This is a genomic window from Streptomyces sp. NPDC050743 (genome assembly GCF_044456925.1).
Lineage (GTDB): Bacteria > Actinomycetota > Actinomycetes > Streptomycetales > Streptomycetaceae > Streptomyces.
The window spans coordinates 1-16071 of record NZ_JBITGJ010000131.1; the positions used below are offsets into that span (position 1 = coordinate 1).

The 16071-nt window shown below is 71.5% G+C and carries 17 protein-coding genes and 1 pseudogene; 7 read left to right on the top strand and 11 right to left on the bottom strand.

Annotated features, from left to right (window positions below):
• Positions 1-379: 379 nt before the first annotated feature.
• Positions 380-646, top strand: coding sequence for a GlsB/YeaQ/YmgE family stress response membrane protein (locus ACIBJF_RS46810; RefSeq protein WP_351801600.1), 267 nt, complete (start codon positions 380-382; stop codon positions 644-646).
• 114 nt (positions 647-760) lie between these two features.
• Here the strand turns inward: ACIBJF_RS46810 and ACIBJF_RS46815 are convergent, their stop codons facing one another.
• Entirely contained in the window at positions 761-1633 is an 873-nt protein-coding gene (locus tag ACIBJF_RS46815) for a trypsin-like serine protease (RefSeq protein ID WP_399183775.1), read from the bottom strand.
• Between the two features lie 58 nt (positions 1634-1691).
• A complete protein-coding gene (locus ACIBJF_RS46820; RefSeq protein WP_399183777.1) occupies positions 1692-2492 on the bottom strand; it encodes a helix-turn-helix domain-containing protein in 801 nt (266 codons plus the stop codon).
• An 87-nt stretch (positions 2493-2579) separates the two neighbouring features.
• Between ACIBJF_RS46820 and ACIBJF_RS46825 the strand changes: the two genes are divergently transcribed.
• Both ACIBJF_RS46825 and ACIBJF_RS46830 read left to right on the top strand, forming a co-directional pair.
• The gene (locus tag ACIBJF_RS46825) at positions 2580-3584 is read left to right on the top strand and encodes an LLM class flavin-dependent oxidoreductase (protein ID WP_399183778.1); all 1005 of its coding nucleotides are present in this window, start codon (positions 2580-2582) and stop codon (positions 3582-3584) included.
• A 182-nt stretch (positions 3585-3766) separates the two neighbouring features.
• Complete coding sequence (locus tag ACIBJF_RS46830; protein WP_399183780.1) at positions 3767-4177, top strand: hypothetical protein; 411 nt, start codon at positions 3767-3769, stop codon at positions 4175-4177.
• Between the two features lie 42 nt (positions 4178-4219).
• Here ACIBJF_RS46830 and ACIBJF_RS46835 read toward each other — a convergent pair whose 3' ends face one another.
• From ACIBJF_RS46835 to ACIBJF_RS46845, 3 genes are all read right to left on the bottom strand, one after another.
• On the bottom strand, positions 4220-4483 hold the full coding sequence (locus tag ACIBJF_RS46835; RefSeq protein ID WP_399183781.1) for a hypothetical protein: 264 nt from the start codon (positions 4481-4483) through the stop codon (positions 4220-4222).
• Between the two features lie 82 nt (positions 4484-4565).
• Positions 4566-5345, bottom strand: coding sequence for a beta-glucanase (locus tag ACIBJF_RS46840; protein WP_399183783.1), 780 nt, complete (start codon positions 5343-5345; stop codon positions 4566-4568).
• A 313-nt stretch (positions 5346-5658) separates the two neighbouring features.
• A complete protein-coding gene (locus tag ACIBJF_RS46845; RefSeq protein ID WP_365331677.1) occupies positions 5659-6261 on the bottom strand; it encodes a hypothetical protein in 603 nt (200 codons plus the stop codon).
• 405 nt (positions 6262-6666) lie between these two features.
• Between ACIBJF_RS46845 and ACIBJF_RS46850 the strand changes: the two genes are divergently transcribed.
• Positions 6667-7179 (top strand): pyridoxamine 5'-phosphate oxidase family protein, encoded by a 513-nt coding sequence (locus ACIBJF_RS46850; protein WP_399183785.1) that lies wholly within the window; start codon positions 6667-6669, stop codon positions 7177-7179.
• 214 nt (positions 7180-7393) lie between these two features.
• On the opposite strand, the gene ACIBJF_RS46855 is transcribed toward ACIBJF_RS46850, so the two are convergent.
• Positions 7394-8614: an RNA-guided endonuclease InsQ/TnpB family protein gene (locus tag ACIBJF_RS46855; protein ID WP_399183786.1), complete on the bottom strand. Its 1221-nt coding sequence runs from the start codon at positions 8612-8614 to the stop codon at positions 7394-7396.
• A 106-nt stretch (positions 8615-8720) separates the two neighbouring features.
• The gene (locus ACIBJF_RS46860) at positions 8721-8858 is read right to left on the bottom strand and encodes a hypothetical protein (protein ID WP_399183788.1); all 138 of its coding nucleotides are present in this window, start codon (positions 8856-8858) and stop codon (positions 8721-8723) included.
• Between the two features lie 104 nt (positions 8859-8962).
• On the opposite strand from ACIBJF_RS46860, the gene ACIBJF_RS46865 reads away from it, so the two are divergent.
• Both ACIBJF_RS46865 and ACIBJF_RS46870 read left to right on the top strand, forming a co-directional pair.
• Positions 8963-9784 (top strand): serine hydrolase, encoded by an 822-nt coding sequence (locus tag ACIBJF_RS46865; RefSeq protein WP_399183790.1) that lies wholly within the window; start codon positions 8963-8965, stop codon positions 9782-9784.
• A 410-nt stretch (positions 9785-10194) separates the two neighbouring features.
• Complete coding sequence (locus tag ACIBJF_RS46870; RefSeq protein WP_351801615.1) at positions 10195-10425, top strand: helix-turn-helix transcriptional regulator; 231 nt, start codon at positions 10195-10197, stop codon at positions 10423-10425.
• Positions 10426-10436: 11 nt separating this feature from the next.
• Here the strand turns inward: ACIBJF_RS46870 and ACIBJF_RS46875 are convergent, their stop codons facing one another.
• Positions 10437-12242, bottom strand: coding sequence for an alkaline phosphatase family protein (locus ACIBJF_RS46875; protein ID WP_399183792.1), 1806 nt, complete (start codon positions 12240-12242; stop codon positions 10437-10439).
• Between the two features lie 246 nt (positions 12243-12488).
• On the opposite strand from ACIBJF_RS46875, the gene ACIBJF_RS46880 reads away from it, so the two are divergent.
• Complete coding sequence (locus tag ACIBJF_RS46880; protein WP_356306256.1) at positions 12489-12902, top strand: SRPBCC family protein; 414 nt, start codon at positions 12489-12491, stop codon at positions 12900-12902.
• A 387-nt stretch (positions 12903-13289) separates the two neighbouring features.
• Here ACIBJF_RS46880 and ACIBJF_RS46885 read toward each other — a convergent pair whose 3' ends face one another.
• The 3 genes and pseudogenes from ACIBJF_RS46885 to ACIBJF_RS46895 all read right to left on the bottom strand — a co-directional run.
• Positions 13290-14471, bottom strand: coding sequence for an ROK family protein (locus ACIBJF_RS46885; protein ID WP_351801621.1), 1182 nt, complete (start codon positions 14469-14471; stop codon positions 13290-13292).
• Between the two features lie 243 nt (positions 14472-14714).
• Positions 14715-15875, bottom strand: coding sequence for an RNA-guided endonuclease InsQ/TnpB family protein (locus ACIBJF_RS46890; protein WP_399183795.1), 1161 nt, complete (start codon positions 15873-15875; stop codon positions 14715-14717).
• Positions 15876-15933: 58 nt separating this feature from the next.
• Positions 15934-16071 (bottom strand): annotated as a pseudogene (locus ACIBJF_RS46895) (IS982 family transposase); the annotation flags it as partial.

A 16071-nucleotide genomic window follows, 5' to 3' on the forward strand; every position in this document is an offset into this window, starting at 1 on the left:
CCCGCGTGATGCTGGTCCGGGCAGGTTGGAACCCGGACGGTGCCGAGGGCGTAAGACCACCGGGGCCGCCGGCTCCGGCGGCGGCCTGAGCCGTAGATCCCCGCTCAGCCCTGGAGGGGCGACGCATCCCCTCCCTTCAGGGAGGGGAGCCTTCAAACCCGGTGTTCAACTGCCCGCCGGCCCGCTCTGAGTTCCTCGATTGCGCAATGTCTTAATCATGTAGCAGAACCTCGACGGGACATCACCAGAGGCCCGCCGGAGGCCAACGGCCCTTGTCAGGACGGCTCGACCCGCCCCTAGGCTTGCGCGAGCAGGCAGACGAAGTGTCGGTCTCCGGCGCACTCGGCGCGGATCCCGACCCGACAGGAGGAACAACACCATGGGCATCATCGGCTGGATCATCCTCGGCCTGTTCGCCGGAGCGATCGCCAAGATCCTGCTGCCCGGCCGCGACCCGGGCGGCCTGATCGGCACCACGCTCATCGGCGTCGCGGGATCCTTCATCGGCGGCTGGCTCTCCGCCCGCTTCCTGGACCGCCCGGTGGAGAAGCACTTCTTCGACCTCTACACCTGGGGCGCGGCGATCGCCGGCTCCCTGGTGCTGCTCATCGGTTACCGCCTCCTGTTCGGCAACTCCCGCGACTGACCCACCCGGTCGGCGTCGCACGAGACCGGGGGCGTCGTCCCCCTCGTCCTGCAGTTGACGGTCTGGCCTGCCGGACGCCTGGCCAACGGCCCGCCCGGGGCGGGCCGTTCACCCTCAGGGCAGTTTCACGAACGGTGCCAGGAAAGCTCGGGCTTCGGGTGTGTCGAGGCGGTAGGTGACGTTGGTGGCGTAGCAGGGGGTGTCGCCGGTGATGGTGGTGGAGGCGAGGATGTTCTTGCCGCCGACGACCGCAAAGTTGGGCCCGCCGGAGTCGCCGTAGCAGGCACCGCCGTTGCCCTGGGGAGCCGTCATGGCGAGCCGGACCCAGGCCGCGTTGAGGGCGTCGAAGGTCACGGGTGCCTTCATGCGGACGCCTCCGCCGGGATGCGTCTGCCCGCCCGGGCCCTTGGCGGCCTCCTGCGTGCCGTACCCGGCCACGAACCAGTCGGTGGAGTTCAGACCCTTGGGACCGAGCGCGCCCAGCTGGTTCTCGGTCGGCAGAGTGGCCGGAGTGAAGGACCAGCGGGAGGCGACCTTGGCGGCGGGCAGTTCGATCACCGCCATGTCGTGCGGGTCGGAGGCGGGGCCCGGATAGCCGGGGTGGGTGTGCGCGACGCCCTCGACGGCCACGGCGTTCGCCTGGGCGGCCGGGTCGCCCGGGTACTTCTTCGCGGCGGCGTCGAGTCCGGCCTGGACGTCCTGGTCGAGCGAGACGTAGAACCGGACGCCGGCCGGCCAGTCGCTGGTGCAGTGGGCCGCGGTCAGGAAGGTGTCGGCGTCGATCATCGTGCCCGAACACACCCAGTCCACACGGTCCGGGGTCGCCGGGTCGTCGTCGGCGTCCCAGGTGGCCACGAGCGCCCCGACCTCGGTGCGTTCGGGTGCGGGCGTGGCGTTGTACGAGTTGATCGCGGAGGAGGGCAGCGCGACGGCGAGCACGGTGGCGCAGGCCGCTGCGGTGACGGCGGTGACGCGTAGAGCGGTCAAGAAGAACCCCTTCACTTCGTGTGTGGGACAGGTGTTCTCCTGTGGGAGGTAGGAGCATTCAAGTGGGTGGGGCGACCCGGGACAAGACCGCGGCGGACTGATCGGCCTCCTCGATGTCCCGGTGCGCCGCGAGCGCCGTCAGGGCCTGCTGGGTGGCCGGATCGGCCGGCAGGAACGCCTCCAGTTTCAGCTCGGCGAGGGTCACGTCGACGGCGGTGGCGAAGGTCGTCACGGTCGTCGTCAGCCGTAGTTCGCCGTGCGAGGAGCGCAGGCGCAGCGGGACCGCGAACCCCAGGTGATCGGCGGACGGCTCTAACTCGGGCAGGTAGCCGCTGAGTTCGTCCCGCAGTTCGGGCAGGTGGCCGAGGCGGGCCAGGATGTGGCGGGACCACTCGGCGAGATTGCCGATGCGCGGGGCCAGGCCCTGCGGATGCAGTGCGAGCCGGTAGACGTTCGTGCCGGGGCCGACGAGTTCCGGGGCCGCGCCCTCGGTGAGCACGCCGAACGCCTCGTTCGCGGCGATCAGATCACCACCCCGGTCCACGACCAGCGCCGGATACGGCAGATGCCCGCGCAGGATGTGGTCGATCGCCGTGCGCACCGGGGCCAGCTCGGGGTCGTCGAGGGAGCTCTCGGGGTAGGCGGGCGCGTAACCGGCGGCCAGCAGCAGCTCGTTGCGTTCGCGCAGCGGCAGTTCCAGCGACTCGGCCAGGCGTACGACCATGGTGCGGCCGGGGGTGGATCTGCCGGACTCGATGAAGCTCAGGTGGCGCTGTGTGGTGCCCGCCCGCAGGGCGAGGTCGAGCTGGCTGAGGCGACGGCTGGTGCGGCGGGCGCGCAGGGCGCGGGGGAAGTCCACGCGCCCGTTCTAGCGCCCGGCGCGGCGTCCCGGCCATTCCCTGCGGGGAATTGCCGCGCCGCGAGCCCGCACCGGAGCATCGGCGGCATGGACATCGGCGTACTCCTTCCGACCGGCACCGCGCAGTGGGGTCCGGGCGACGACCCGCGGGAGCTGGTCGCCTTCGGCCGCAGGGCCGAGCGCTCGGGCTTCTCCTCCCTCTTCGTCAACGACTCCCTGATCAGTCCGCGCATCGAGGCGCTGACCATGCTGGCCGCGCTGGCCCCGGCGACCGAGAGCGTGACCCTGGGCACGGCGGCCCTGATGCCGTTCCTGCGTCGGCCGGTGCAGACCGCGCAGGCCCTGGCCTCCCTCGACCTGCTGTCCGGCGGCCGGCTCACCGTGGCCGTCGGCGCGGGTTTCCCCGGCCGTTTCGGACGGCCCCTCTACGACCTGTCCGAGGTGCCCTGGGAGCGCCGCTTCGCCCGGCTGGACGAGACCGTGGCGCTGTGGCGGGCCCTGTGGACCGGCGCGGACTCCTTCCACGGCGAGATCCTCCGGTTCGACGGCATCCCGCCCGCGACCGCGCCGTACCGTCCCGGTGGCCCGCCGGTCTGGCTCGGCGGCGGGACCCCGGCGGCGCAGGCCCGTACCGGCCGGCTGTACGACGGCTGGCTGCCGTACCCGCCCGACCCGGCCGACTACGCCTCCGGGCTGCTGAACGTGCGCGCGGCGGCGACCGGCGCCGGGCGCCCGGCGCAGGAGATCACGCCGGCGCTCTTCGTCTCCGTGCGGGTCACCGAGGACGGCGAGGACACGGACGGCGGCCGGCGTGAGCTGGACGCGTACGCGCGGGCCGTCTATGGCATGCCACTGGCGGAGCTGGAACGGATCCAGGCGGTCGTCACCGGCTCCGCCGAGCAGGTACGCGCACGGCTCACCCGGTTCGCCGAGGCCGGCGCCCGCCACCTCGTGATCCGCCTGGGCGTCCTGGGACTGCCCGCCCAGCGCGACCAGCTCGAACGGGTCGCCGGCCTGATCCCGGCCCTGAAGGCGGCGGCCGCGGCCGCCACACCGGCGGTGCCGCGCGTTCAGCGGGACACCGTGGCCTGAACTGCGCGCACGCTTTTGCACCCTTCGGACGGCCCGTGGGGACTGCCAGGCCACTTTTCATCCCTACGGGTGAATCAGCGGATGGACGTCCGGACTCCACCCGGCCTGTGCGGTGTGCTCAGCCGGCAACCGTGATGCCGTCACAGGCCCCCCCCGTATCCAGGACAGGGGGAGCGGAACGTATGGGAGTCTTCGTTCTGTGCGCGTGGCTGCTGACCGCCGGGCTCGGCGGATACCTCGGCACGGTGTGGGTCCGCCACGGCGGACTGCGGCAGCGCACGCCCGGGGTGACGCGGCTGCCGCTGTGGCTCGTGCTCGGGCATGTGGCCCTCGCCGTGGCCGGACTCGTCGCCTGGATCTCCTATGTGGTGGGAGGGGTGCGGAGTTCGGCCTGGGCGGCGTGCGCGGTCGTGCTGATCGTGGCCGCGTTCGGCTTCATGATGCTGCTGCGCTGGCTGCCCAGTTCCGGACGCCACTCCCACGGGGACGCCACGGCCGAGCGGCACTTCCCGCTCACGGCCGTGGTCGCCCACGGCACGACCGCCGGCGCCGCCGTGCTCCTGGTGCTCCTCGTGGTCCTGCACAAGGCTTGAGCGGTCGTGCCGCGCGCGGCCTCAGCCGTCGTGGCGCACGGTTCACTTCCCAGTGGGCCTGCGGCGTACGGCCGCCAGCACCAGACCGTCGGCCGCCGTCGCGGCCACCGCGCCCGCGGCCGGCATCGGCATGCCGTCGCCACCCGTGGCCGCGAGGCTGCCGCCGGTCCCGGCGGAACCGCCCGTCCCGGTCGCGCCCGACGTCGAGCCGGAGTTGCCCGACGTACCGGACACACCCGACGTGCCCGAGGTGCCGGTCGTACCCGAGGTGCCGGGCATGTCCCGGCCGGTCGGCCGGCTGATCATGTACTGGACACTCGGAAAGCCCTGGGGGTTGTACGGGCACCCGGGAGCCGAGAGGTCCGCCGAGGGCATGGATCCGCCCCGGTCAGGCGACCACGCCCGTCCCGGGTGCGCCGTCCGGGGCCCCGGCGGAGGCCGCTCCGCCCGGTGGGTGCCCGTGCGGAGCCGGGCGTCGTACGACGAGACTGCTCACCTCGAAGGACAACTCGGTCGTGGCCGCGGCGGGCGCCGGGTGATAACGGCCCGCGCAGACCGAGAGGTTGACGATGAGGAAGGCGTGCCAGCGGTGCCCCACTCCCCGCCGGTCCGCGAAGACCTGAACGCCGTTCACCGACCAGACGACCGAGCGTGCCCCGAACTCGGTGCGCAGGTCGACCCAGGCGCCGGGGCGGACCGCGTCGTCGCGGTAGCAGTGGCCGGCACCGCGGACATGGTTGCTGAACTCCAGGAGGTCCGGGTGTTCCGGGTGGTACTCGAACACGTCGATCTCCTGGTCGCCGTCGCGCCAGGTCCAGATCGCCGGCCAGGCCCCGATCTCGCCGGGCAGCCGTACCCGGGCCTCCAGCACGTCTCCCGAGCGGACCGTGAACGCCTCCTCGCTGCCCTCGGTCGTCAGCAGGCCGGTGTCCCAGTAGCCGTCGGGCCGGCGGGTGGCCCGGAAGACACCGGAGCGCGCGTAGGAGGCGTCGGGAACCAGGTGGTCCAGCTTGTCGTCGCCCGGGTTCACCGGGCCTCCGTCCGGATACGCCCAGGAACGGCCGGCCACCCATTGCCGGGCGGATCCGAAGTCGGCCGTGAACACAACCTCGTGCCGAGCCGGGGGGCGGGGACCCGGGAGCGGATTGCCGGGAGTCTGTCTCTCCATGAGCGATGTCTGACCGGCTCGGGTCCCGTCATGCGCCGGGAGGCCCATGAGGTGCGGGAACGACCCTTTCGGGTGACAGGGCGAACCGGGAGTGCGAAGGCGGAGGGCTGCGGGGCCTGGTGGGACGGCGGTTTCCGTGGTGTGCTGGGTAGTGGCGGGAAGGACCGAGAACAGACGCGGGGAAGCGGCCCGGAGCCGTGCACCGCGCAATCCGGATCCGCGAGAAGCGGATGGCCCTTCCCGCCCTGTCTTCTCCCCTCTCCTCGCACCGGCCGTCCTGCGACCGTGCGCAGGCACGTCCCGGAGCGTGTGTTCAGCCTCGTCCGCCGCTGAGGTTCCCCCAGCGGGGACCGATCTGCTTCCACTCCTCGTCCCACTCGGCCATGCGCCGCTTGATCAGCCGGCTGCGCACCACCCAGCCCGCGCCCCAGACCGCCGCGGCGGCCGACGGGGCGACGAGGACGCCGGTGAGGGCCGCCTGCAGATCGGCGGCGGCTCCCGTGACGGGCGCGGAGACCACGTGGCCCGCGCGGTTGGTCCACACGGTCACCTGGGATCCGGTGGGGGCGCCCGGCATGACCTTCGCCCGGTCGGTGTGGACGGTGCCGTGGGCGTCCGTCCAGCGCACGGTGGCCCACACCCGCCCGTCGTCGTAGCCGGTCCCGGAGGCCGGGGTCCGCGCACCGGCGTCGGTCAGCACGGCGGACACGGCGTGCACCTGGGCCTCCCGGGCGGAGAACGCCGCGCCGGCGGTCTGGGCCGCCACGAGACCGGCGGCGAATCCGCCGAGGACGGCGAGCACCCAGGTCGCAAGGACGATCCAGGCCTCGACGACGTCGCTGTGCCGCCTGAGCGGATTGCGTCGCCAGCGCCACAGCCGTACCTGGGTGACCGTCGTGGGAGGTGTCCGGTTCATCGTCACCGCCTCCTCTCGCGCACCGTCGGCCTCGCCGCGCCCACTCCACGTACCTCTCGCCGGGCAGGATCGCTCCGGGCGGGCGGCGAGCGGGCTCGGGGCGGTGTCCCGGACCCGGCCGTCGAGTGCCACCACACCATCGTGCACCTCAATCCGGATATCGGCGGGGTGAGAGGAGAACAGGCTCGTGAGGACTTCGCGCCGCACCCTGCCGACCGGCGGAATCGGGACGTCCGGCCCTCCCGCCGTGGGCCGAAGGACACTGGGGGGACGGCGTGGGACGCGCGAGAGTGGGGGGTCAGGAGCGGCGCCGATCCCCCGCGGTGTCGCTCCGCCCCCGGGGTCGCCGCCGCGCGCCGGGGGCCGGCCGGAGACGGGGGGCACGCACTCGCGAAGAAGCCAGCCATGATCCGTTACGGCAAGCCGGCGCACCGGCACATCGACCTGGACCCCGTGGAGGCGTTGCGGCTGCTGGACAGTGTGTCCCTCGGGCGGATCGTCTTCACCCGGCAGGCGCTGCCCACCGTCCGCCCGGTCAACCACGTCCTCGACGGCGGTGACATCGTGATCCGCACCCACGAGGGTGCCGCGCTGACCGCGCACACGCAGCAGGGCGGAGGCGAGGGCGTGGTGGTCGCCTACGAGGCCGACGCGATCGACCCGGACACACATCTCGGCTGGAGCGTGGTGGTCACGGGCTACGCCCGGCTCGTCACGGACCCCGCGGACCTGGCCCGGGTCCGGACGCTGCTCGCCCCCTGGGCGCCGGAGGAGGGCATGGACCAGGCCGTGCGCATCCGCCCCTCCCTGGTGACGGGCGTGCTCCTCACCGACGCACCGGCCGGTCCCGCGAAGGGCTCCGCGCGGCGGGCACGCCGGACGCCGGGTCGTTCCGGTACGAGGGCCAGGACGGTGTGAGCGGCAGGTCGTCGGTGTAGGCATTCACCGGCTGGCCGATGGGGCGGATGGCCTTGGCGACCAGTACCGCCCGCGCGGTCCTGGTGCCGAGGGTGCCCTGGTGCCGTGCACGCGGATCTCGGCGGTCTGCGGGTCCGCCGCACAGCACTTGAAGGCTCCCCTCCCTGAAGGGAGGGGATGCGTCGCCCTCCGGGGCTGAGCGGGGATCTACGGCTCAGGCCGCCACCGGAGCCGGCGGCTCGGGTGGTCCTACGCCCTCGGCACCGTCCGGGTTCCAACCTGCCCGGACCAGCATCACGCGGGCGGAGTTCTTGTCCCTGGGGGACACGGCTGCGCACGCGGTGCAGGCATACGTTCTCATCGACAGAGGCAGTGCGTGCTTGGTTCTCGCTCCGCACGTGGCACAGTCCATCGTGGTGTGCGCCGGGTGCACGAGACGGACCTCCCGCCCGTGCTTGCGGCCCATCTCGCACAGGGCACGCTTCGTCGCGGCGATGGCGGCATCGGCCGCCTTGCGGGCCATGGTGGTCTTCGCCAGGAACCTCGGCCTGAAGTCCTCCACCGCGACCCCGTCGTGGCCGCGCATCACGGACTTGGCCCACTTGCGGGCGGTGTCCTCCCGCTGCCGCGCCATCTTCTTGTGCAGCTTCGCCGCCCGGGCCTGCGCCTTCCGGTAGCCGGCGGATGCGGGCTGTCCCTTGGGAGGCCGGCGCCGGGCCATCATCCGCTGGTACCTCGCCAGCCGCTGCGCGGCCCGCTTGCCGTGCTCGGCATGGGGGAGATCGTAGGCGTCGTCGGTGGTGGTGGCGGTCTCCGTCACCCCCCAGTCCACCCCGAGGACGCGGCCGGTCTCAGAGAGCGGCTCAACCTGAGCCGGGACGACGAAGGACGCATACCAGTGGCCGAGGCTGTCCTGGTACACCCGCACACTCGACGGGTCGGCGGGCAGCTCCCGCGACCACACCACCCTCAGCACGATCCGGCCGGCGAGGTGCAGGCGGCCGTCCCTGAGGCGGAAACCGCGCCTGGTGTAGTTGAGGCTGGGCCGCGCCTGCCGCTTCTTCTTGAAGCGGGGCATCTGGGCCCGGCGGTGCGTCGGAAGCCGGTCCTTGATGTCCTTCAAGGCCTTGGCACGGGACGTGGCAAAGTCGCGTATCACCTGCTGCTGCGGCACCGACGCGCCCTCAGCGAGCCAGGGCGTCGCCCTGCGGGCCTCGGTCAGCATCCTGTCGAGCTGAGCCGGACCACACGTCAGCTTCTCGCCACCCGCTTTGCCCTGCACGTGGACCTGCCGGGACTTGGCCACGCACTCATTCCAGATCCAGCGGCAGCGATCCCACTCGGCTTCGAGCCGGCGCCTGGCCGTGTTCGACAGGCGCACACGGAAGGTGTACCGGGCATGCCCGGCGTCCTTCGTGGTCGCCTCTGTCGTCATGCATCCGAACCTACCTGAGGGCACTGACAGTTGAGAGTTCTTGATCATGGTGGGCGACGTCACCGCTGTGCGGGGTGGACGTCGGATCGCCCTGACGGCGATCCGGCTACCCCTGCCCCGCTCCGCAGGAGTCCGATTCCTCCCCGGCCTGAAGGCCGGGGCATCCTCGGAGGAACCCGGTGAACTCGGTGAGGGTCAGGGGCAGCGGCGAGGCGGCGGGCAGCGGGGCGAATCCCTTGTGCACGCCAACCTGCGGCGCTGGTGGCTCTTCTCACATTTCGCCGCGAACAGGCCCGAAGGTGACCGCCACCACGTCGCCCGGCGCACGCTTTGTCTACGTTCGGCGCCATGCCGTCTCACCCCTCCCCCACCACCGCACGCACACGGTCCGGCGCCCTGCTGGCCTCGGTCGCGGCCCTCGTCTCCGTCGGCGCGCTGCATCCGGCACCAGCCGCGGCGGCCCCCGCCCCGGCCCCCTCCCCGCACGCCACGGCCGCCGTGCTCGACCTGGACGGAACCGGCCGCATCCCGGTGCTGCACGGGCAGGACAGCGCGTACGACACCGCCAGCATCGTCAAGGTCGACATCCTCGCGGCGCTGCTGCTCCGGGCCCAGGACGCGGGACGCCAGCTCACCGCCGAGGAGCGGGGCCGAGCCGAGCCGATGATCGAGCGCAGCGACAACACGGCGGCCAACGCGCTCTGGCGCGAGATCGGCCAGGCCTCCGGGCTGGCGGCGGCCAACAAGCGGCTGGGGCTCACCTCGACGACGGGCGGGCCGGGCGTGAAGTGGGGGCTGACCCGGACCACCGCGAGCGACCAGATACGGCTGCTGCGGGCCGTGTTCGACGGCGACACGACGGCGAAGGCCGGCTCCGCCGCGAAGTCCGCCCTGAACGCGAAGTCCCGGACGTACATCCGCAGCCTCATGGGCAAGGTCATCGCCGAGCAGTCCTGGGGAGTCTCGGCCGCCGGCGGCTCCGGCGGCGCGTGGGCGCTGAAGAACGGCTGGCTGCAGCGCAACACCACCGGCCTCTGGGACGTCAACAGCGTCGGCCAGGTCACCGTGAAGGGACACCGCTACCTCGTGGCTGTCCTGTCGAACGGCAGCGCCTCGATGAGCGACGGGGTCTCCCTGGTGGAGCGGACGGCGCGCGCGGCCGTCGCGTAGCGCCTTAGGCGTTCCCCGTAGGCCACCAGGAGTCCGAGGCGGCGAGGACGTGCCCCTCGGCGTCGTAGGGGGTGCGGACGACGGGGACATAGCCGTCGGCGGGCGGGGAGCGCTCGGAACCTGGGAATGGGATGGGCCTGCTGGCAGGTCCATGAGCAGTGCCGCCGAGCGGCGGGCCTGCCGCTGGGCGGCGGCAATGGCGGCGGCCTCGTCCGGGGCCGGTGCCGTACGGGTTCCGTGTCGGGGGAGCCCGCACCGCCTCCCACCACTCAGTGGTTCAAACCATTCCCCCTTTCCCTGTGACGCCCCTGTGACAGTCGGCGGACACGGCCATGACGTCCGGCGAGCAATCTGAAGGAACAAGGGCAAATCGCCCTAAACGGTCAGATACCTCGCCGGAGGACAGCACCATGAGCGCCACTCTCGCCACTCCCCGCACCGAAGCCCCCGCCCCCGCGCTGGCTCCGCGCGAGCGCGAGACGCTCCGGCACATCGCCGCCGGCCGCACCTACCTCCAGACCGCCCGCCACATGGGCCTCTCCACCCACACCGTGGACGCCTACCTGCGCCGCATCCGGGCCAAGCTCAACATCACCAACACCGCCGAACTGACCCGCATGGCCATAGCCCTGGGCCTGTGAACCCAGTGGGGTCAGCCGACGGTCACGGAGAACGGTCCGGCGAGGACCGAGTAGCCGTCGTTGGCGAGGTAGTACACGTCGTACGTGCCCGCTCCGCTCAGCTTGCCGGTCGAGAAGGTCAGGGCACCGCTCGCGTTCGGCGCGTAGGACCAGGTCAGCGAGGACTGCTTGCCCGGGGTGACGCCCGCCGGGTAGATGCCGATCCAGTTCTTGGCGCTCACCTGGGCCGCCGACGGCACTGAGTAGCGGAAGGTGACGTTGCCGCCGTCGGAGACCGCGTTCAGGTCGCCGATGAGGGTCGGCGCGCTCGCGGTGGCCGGGGCGAACGCGGCATTGAGCGGTGTCGCGTGGGTGTCGTCGGCCGTGAGGCCGGGCAGGCCGAGGGCGGCCTCGATGGTGCGGCCGATGCCGTAGTGGTCGTAGTGGAGCGGGCTGCTGGTGCCGGCCGGGACGGTGCCCTGGGAGCCGACGACCGTGGTGACCACGTGGTTGTAGGCCTCGTTCTGGCTCTCGTCCCAGGTCAGGATCAGCAGCGAGCGCTGCTGGGTCCAGGCGGGGGAGGCGAGCACCGGGGCGAGGGTCTGCTTCAGCCAGCCGTCCTGGGTCTTCAGGCTGGTGGTGTTGCCGTTGCCGGAGGCCTCGCCGTCGTAGTAGTCGTCGGCGGCGATCCAGGAGAAGTTCGGGGTGGTGGCCGCGGACTTCAGGTCGGTGGTGAGCTGCGTGGTGTCGAACAGGTGGGCCGCACAGCGCTGGGCGTCGCCGCTGATGTCGGTGTAGTTGATGAAGGGCGCGTCGTCGGGCTCGTAGTAACTGTCGTAGTCGTTCTTGGTGTTGCAGGGGGTGCCCATGCCCTGCTCGTAGGCCTTCCAGGTCTTGCCGGCCGCCTCCAGGGTGTCGCCGAGGTTGCGCTCGGGAGAGTTGATGTTGGGGAAGTAGGTGGCGCCCTTGGCGTAGGTGTCGCCGCCGGCTATCGCGAGGTAGTTCTCGTCGCTCGGGTGGTAGACGCCGTGGAAGTCGGTGAGCGTGGCGCCCTGGCCCATGAGGCTGTGCATGTACGGCGTGTCCGCCGGGTCGTTCATGACCTCGGAGTAGTCCGTGTTCTCCATCATGACCATGAACACGTGGTCGTAGCCGGGGACCTTGGAGACCGGCGGGGTGAGCGGGGCCGGCGCGGTGACCGGGGTGTCCAGGGTGAGGGAGAGGTTGTCGAGGTAGCCGGTCTCGCTGCTCGTCGACAGGAACTGCACCTCGACCTGGATGGAGCGGGTACCGGCCGGCACCGCGCCGGTGGTGCTGCGCGAGAGGAACCTGGTGGCCAGACCCCGGTCGCTCGCGGAGACGGTGGGCAGCTTGACGGCGGCGCCGACAGGGCGGCCGTCGGCGTCGTGGAAGTGCAGGCCGACCGCGACGTAGCCGCCGTAGGTGGTCCAGCCGCCGAGCCAGCCGGAGAGGTTGTAGTGCACTCCCCCGCCGTCGATGGCCGAGGCGGCCGAGGAGACGTCGGCGGTCTGCGTCATCGCTCCGTCGCCGAAGTTGCCGGGCCCGAAGAACCCCTTGCCGGGTGTCCGGCCGTCGCTCGGCAGCCCGAAGGAGGCGACGCTGTGGCACATGACGTCCGGGCCGCCGGCCTCGGTGGTCCAGCCGGGGACCGTGGTGGCGGCCGCCCAGTCGGAGGTGCAGGAGCCGCCGCCCTCCGCGTCGCCGTTGACGATCAGGTTGCCGCTGCTCCCGGCCGCCCCGGCGGGCGCGGGGGCGGCGACGATCAGTGCGCCGAGGAGGGCGACGAGCCCGCCGAGGGATCTCCAGCGCAGTCGCATACGTGGTACCTCGTCCCGTTGGTGAGGATGCCGTGCAGGTCGGCGCCCGCACGGCCTGACTGTGCACAACGAACGGAACATGAGTACTGGTCATCGCTGTCCAGCGGAAGAACCACGACCAAACTTGACCAGACAAGTTCACGGCGGGCGAAGCCGGATCGCAGGGCGGGCCGGGGCGGGCTTTTCGGCCGCCGCGGAAGGGGCACGCGGTCGGGGTACGACTTCCGAGCGGAGGGCGGTATCACCATGACCGAGTACGAATGGTCCCGCACGATGCCCGCACAGCCCGAGCAGGTCTTCGACCAGGCGTCCAACCTGGGCCAGCTCGACGCATGGCTCCCGGCCGCCCTGCACGTGGAGGCCGAGGAACCGCCCGCCGTCACGGTGCACGAGGACCGCTCCGGCCAGGACATGGCCGCCCTGCTGCGGGCCCGGCCCGACCAGATGCGACTGGAGTGGGGCACGCGGGAACAGGGCAGCTACACCGGCTGGCTGCAGGTGTCCGGCATCGGCAGCGGGGCCAGCGAGGTGACCGTGCACCTGTCGTTCTTCGACCCCGGTGACGATCCCGGCGAGGAGGCGGTGTTCGACGCACTCGACGGCAGCCTGCGGCGCCTGGAGGCGCAGGTGCGCATGCGTGTCGACAACGCGGCCGGCTGACCTCCCGGGCCCTGGACGGGAAGCCCGGTTTGCCTCCGTGAAGCGCTAGGGACCCGGAGGTCTGGAGGTGATCGTCGTGCCCGAACCCGGCAGCAAGAAGTACGACACCCGCAGGGCGCGGCTGCGCAAGGACGCGGAAGACTCCGGTGTGTCCGACCAGGACGCGAACACCGCGGCCAACGAGTCCCTGTAGGAGGAGCCGCAGTGGCGGAGTCGGGGCCCGAAGACGGAACGGGGGCGCGGCCCCAAGGGCGAACGCCCAGGGAACGCCTAGGCGTGCGCGGGCCTCCCCGGACACACCGGGGAGGCCCGCGTGTCATGGGGGCCGCCGGCGGCGCAGGACCGCCGGATCTCGTGCCGACACGACCCGAGCCTGCCGCAGTCGGCCTACGCGGGTGAGAACAGGTGGTCGCTGATCAGCCGGGCCCCGCCGATCACGCCGGCGGTCGGGCCCAACTCACCGAGGACAATGGGCAGGTTGCCGGTCGCGAGCGGCAGCGACTGGCGGTAGACCTGGGTGCGGATCGCGGCGAGCAGGGTGTGGCCGAGGCCGGTCACCCCGCCGCCGATCACCACCAGGCCAGGGTTGAAGAAGGACACCAGTCCGGCGATGACCTGACCGACTCGGGTGCCACCCTCACGGATCAGGTCCAGCGCGGTGGCATCGCCGGCCGCGGCAGCGGCGGCCACGTCCACGGCGGTCAGCGTGCCGTTCGCCTCCAGCCGGGCGGCGAGTTCGGCGGACAGGCCCTGCGCGGCCGCCTGCACCGCGTCCCGGGCCAGTGCCGCACCGCTGAAGTGGGCTTCCAGACAGCCCCGGTTGCCGCAGGCGCAGGGGTGTCCGTCGGGCACGGCCTGGATGTGGCCGATGTCGCCGGCGCTGCCGGTGGTGCCCCGGTGGACATGGCCACCGACGACGATGCCGCAGCCGATACCGGTGCCGATCTTGACACAGAGGAAGTCGGCAGTGGTGCGGGCGACTCCGGCGTGCTGCTCCCCCATCGCCATGAGGTTCACGTCGTTGTCGACCATGACCGGGCAGCCGAGCTCCTGGCTGAGCGCCTCCCGCACGGGGAAGCCGTCCCAGCCGGGCATGATGGGCGGGGCCACCGGCACGCCCTCGGGGAAGCGGACCGGTCCGGGCACGCCGATGCCGGCGCCGTCGAAGCCCTCGGCCAGACCCGCGGCCTTCAACTTCCCTGCCATGTCCAGGACTTGCTCGAAGACGGCGACCGGGCCCTCACGGACGTCCATCGGCTGGTTGAGATGGCCGAGGATCTCCAGTTCGGGATTGGTGACGGCGACGTCGACCGAGGTCGCGCCGATGTCGACGCCGAGGAACCGGAGGTCCGGATTGAGCCGGACGTTGTGAGAACGGCGGCCGCCGCGCGAGGCGGCGAGCCCGTCGGCCACCACCAGTTCGGTCTCCAGAAGCCGGTCCACCTCCACGGCCAGCTTGGACCGGGACAAGTCGACCTGGTCGCCGAGCTGGGCGCGGGAGTTGGGGCCGCCGTCACGCAGCAGCTTCAGCAGGCGCGCCTGGTGCGCGTTCGCCGGTCGAGCCGTCATGCGTCTCACGTGTCCCTCCCCGTCGGTTTCGGCCACCAGTATCGGGCTTTCGACAGGGAACGTATCAGCGGCCGCCGAACCTGCGGAAGAAGCTGCGCACGCGCTCCCGACCCTTTCTCCGCTGACGGGACAAAGGGCGTGCCGGCCTCCGGTCAGTAACCGGCCCCGAGCGTCCGGGTCGTGTAGGCGCACTCCGTTTGAAGTTCTCCCCTCCCTTCGCAAGCTCGGGAAGGGGATTCCCGTCTACCTTTCGGCGACAGGCTTGACGGTTTTACCCGCCCTGCGACCGCGCCTTCCGGCGGCCGGGATCTCCGTGATGACGTGGCCGATCCGATACAGGTGCAGGATGTTCCGGGCCGCGTTCCAGTCGGCGTTTGCGGTCCATCCACACTCGGTGTTCTTGCACGCGAACAGCTCTTGGGTCTCTCGGCTGCCTGGCGTGATGAAGCCGCACGCTGAGCATCGCTGAGAGGTGTACGGGGCCGGTACCCTGACCAGCTCGCCGCCGCACCGGGCGAGCTTGTACGTCAGCATCGTGACCGTCCGCCCCCACGCCTCTTGTGTGAGGGAGCGGTTCGTCCCGGCCTTCGCCTTGGCCCCGTTGCGCAGGTAATTGCCTTCGTTGTCGGGGTCGGGCTTCGGCTTGGGGGCTTTGGTCATACCGAGGATGTTGAGCTGTTCGACCACGACCGTGCCGTAGGTGCGGGCGAGGTAGGCGGTCGTCTGGTGCTGCCAGTCCAAGGCTCGTCGCGTGGCTTTTGCTCGGAGCTGCTTGATCTGGTCGTAGGTGTGCTGCAAGCGGCGGGAGGTCTTCTGCCCCTTCGTGCGGAAAGACTTCCGGTGTGCGGCCTGCCGCTCCAGCGTGAGGAGCCTGGCCTTCTCCTTCTCGGTGAGCCACTTGTCCCGGTCAGCGGTGCCGTCCGGCAGGCGCGGGGGACGCCCGTGGTCCTGGTGGTCCTCGTTGGACAGGGCGAGGGGGATGTTCACTCCGGCGTCGATGCCGACCTCCGGGCCCTGGTGGGGTTGCGGCTTGGCTTCGAGGGTCTGGACGCGGAATGCGATGTGCCAGCCCAAAGCGTCCTTGACCAGCCGGGCGCCGGTGATCCGGTTCTCCTTGGTCGCTTTCTTGCCCACGGGGAGGTCTTTGGTCCAGCGGAAGCGAACCCGGCCGATCTTGGGGATGTTGGCCATGCCCCAGCGGCGGTGGACACGGACGATGTTCAGGTCCCGACCCTGCGGGATGTCCACGGACATCACCGTGCGGAAGCGGCCCTTGTAGTTCGGCTCGCCGGCGCGGCCTTCCCAGCGGTTCTTCCAGCTCTGGAAGTACGTCTTCAAGACAGCCTGCGCGGCCTGCGCGGGCAGCTTGCCGAGGTAATCGAGATCCTTACGCCCCTGCCGTATCGCTTCGTCGGCGGCGGCAAGGGTGCGCTTGCCCTTAGACGAGTCTTTCCGAACACGGTCAGTGGTCGTAGGCGGTCAGTGACCGGCTGACCGTCTGCCCGGTCTGGAAGTTGTGCCAAATCGCGGCGGCCAGTGCGAGCATGCGCTGGGCAACGCGCACAGAGACGCCTTCGATGGTGCGCCCGCCATGTTGTTC

What these genes read in the sequence shown, in the direction of transcription:
- ACIBJF_RS46810 (WP_351801600.1), top strand. Translation starts at nt 380, where the DNA reads ATGGGCATCATCGGCTGGATCATCCTCGGCCTGTTCGCCGGAGCGATC.
- ACIBJF_RS46825 (WP_399183778.1), top strand. Translation starts at nt 2,580, where the DNA reads ATGGACATCGGCGTACTCCTTCCGACCGGCACCGCGCAGTGGGGTCCG.
- ACIBJF_RS46830 (WP_399183780.1), top strand. Translation starts at nt 3,767, where the DNA reads ATGGGAGTCTTCGTTCTGTGCGCGTGGCTGCTGACCGCCGGGCTCGGC.
- ACIBJF_RS46835 (WP_399183781.1), bottom strand. Translation starts at nt 4,483, where the DNA reads ATGATCAGCCGGCCGACCGGCCGGGACATGCCCGGCACCTCGGGTACG.
- ACIBJF_RS46840 (WP_399183783.1), bottom strand. Translation starts at nt 5,345, where the DNA reads ATGGAGAGACAGACTCCCGGCAATCCGCTCCCGGGTCCCCGCCCCCCG.
- ACIBJF_RS46845 (WP_365331677.1), bottom strand. Translation starts at nt 6,261, where the DNA reads ATGAACCGGACACCTCCCACGACGGTCACCCAGGTACGGCTGTGGCGC.
- ACIBJF_RS46850 (WP_399183785.1), top strand. Translation starts at nt 6,667, where the DNA reads ATGATCCGTTACGGCAAGCCGGCGCACCGGCACATCGACCTGGACCCC.
- ACIBJF_RS46855 (WP_399183786.1), bottom strand. Translation starts at nt 8,614, where the DNA reads ATGACGACAGAGGCGACCACGAAGGACGCCGGGCATGCCCGGTACACC.
- ACIBJF_RS46865 (WP_399183790.1), top strand. Translation starts at nt 8,963, where the DNA reads ATGCCGTCTCACCCCTCCCCCACCACCGCACGCACACGGTCCGGCGCC.
- ACIBJF_RS46870 (WP_351801615.1), top strand. Translation starts at nt 10,195, where the DNA reads ATGAGCGCCACTCTCGCCACTCCCCGCACCGAAGCCCCCGCCCCCGCG.
- ACIBJF_RS46875 (WP_399183792.1), bottom strand. Translation starts at nt 12,242, where the DNA reads ATGCGACTGCGCTGGAGATCCCTCGGCGGGCTCGTCGCCCTCCTCGGC.
- ACIBJF_RS46880 (WP_356306256.1), top strand. Translation starts at nt 12,489, where the DNA reads ATGACCGAGTACGAATGGTCCCGCACGATGCCCGCACAGCCCGAGCAG.
- ACIBJF_RS46885 (WP_351801621.1), bottom strand. Translation starts at nt 14,471, where the DNA reads ATGACGGCTCGACCGGCGAACGCGCACCAGGCGCGCCTGCTGAAGCTG.